At 66.9% G+C, this 1,116-nt stretch carries 1 protein-coding gene; it reads right to left on the bottom strand.

Features of this window, described 5'->3' with window-relative positions; genetic code table 11:
* Nucleotides 1-1,116, bottom strand: a 1,116-nt coding sequence (locus ACS5Q1_RS48005) for an IS701 family transposase (protein ID WP_473104802.1), incomplete at both ends; no start/stop codon positions are given.

Genomic DNA, 1,116 nt, shown 5'->3' with positions numbered 1-1,116 from the left:
ACCTCCGGCACGGTGAGCGGCAACAACCCCGCGGCTTGCACGACGGGGGCTTCTCCCCCCGATGGCGTGCTGGCGCACGACGGTCAGATAGGCATGCGCCAGCATGGATAACGTGATGTGCCGGTACCAGCCCGTCCATGAGCGCACCTCGTACTCGTCCAATCCGGTCTCTCCCTTGGCTTCCTCAAAGCAACTCTCGATCCGCCAGCGCTGCCCCGCAATCCGCACCAGCTCAGAGAGCGGCGTCTCCTCCGGCGAACGGGTGAGATAGAACGTGAACTGATGCGGGCGGCCCTTCCTGCGGCGGATCAGCAGGCCGGTCTTCCAACCCGGCACCGGCGGCGTGCGGTAGGGCAGATACGCCCAATCGTACAGCCGTGGCCCCTTGGCTCCATCGCCGGCGCTGAGCCGCTTCCAGCCGCGGGCCGGCACGTCCTCGAGCCAATCCTCAACGTGCTTCAGCCCAAGCCGCTGGGCCGAGGTCACCGCCAGCACGTAGCCGCGCCCATGCGCCTCGATCAGGCGCCGGGTCTGGTGATCGGCGCCATACACGCAGTCGCCGACCACCCATGTGCACGGCACGCCCGCTGCAAACGCCCGCTTCAACATCGCCTGCCCGAGCTTCGGTTTGGTGGTGAAGCTCACGCTCTCCGGCACGCCCGCTTCCGCGCAGCGTGCAGCATCGAAGGCCCAGGTCTCGGGCAAGTACAGCGCCCGGTCGATCAGCGCATGGCCATGTCGGCTGGCATAGGCGAGAAACACCCCGATCTGAGAATTCTCGATGCGCCCGGCGGTGCCGGAGTACTGGCGTTTGACGCCGGCCGACTTGTCGCCCTTCTTGAGAAAGCCGGTCTCATCGAGCACCAGCACGGCGTCCGGATCGCCGAGATGTTCAACCGCATAGGCGCGCAGATCATCGCGCACTGCATCGGCATCCCAGTGCATGCGGGACAGGAAATCCTGCACGCCATCAGGGCTGGCATCGCCGGCGGCTTCCGCCAGGTGCCAGCCGTTCTTGCGCTCGAGAGGCGAGAGCAGGCCCTGCAAATAGGCCCGGGCGCGGCGGCGTGGTTCGATGCGGCTGAACCGGGGAGCAATCCGGGCGACGAGATCATC

It is taken from the genome of Microvirga sp. GN3, assembly GCF_055792825.1.
Note: the sequence above shows the minus strand (reverse complement) of the source record. Positions and strands in the feature narration are given on the sequence as shown.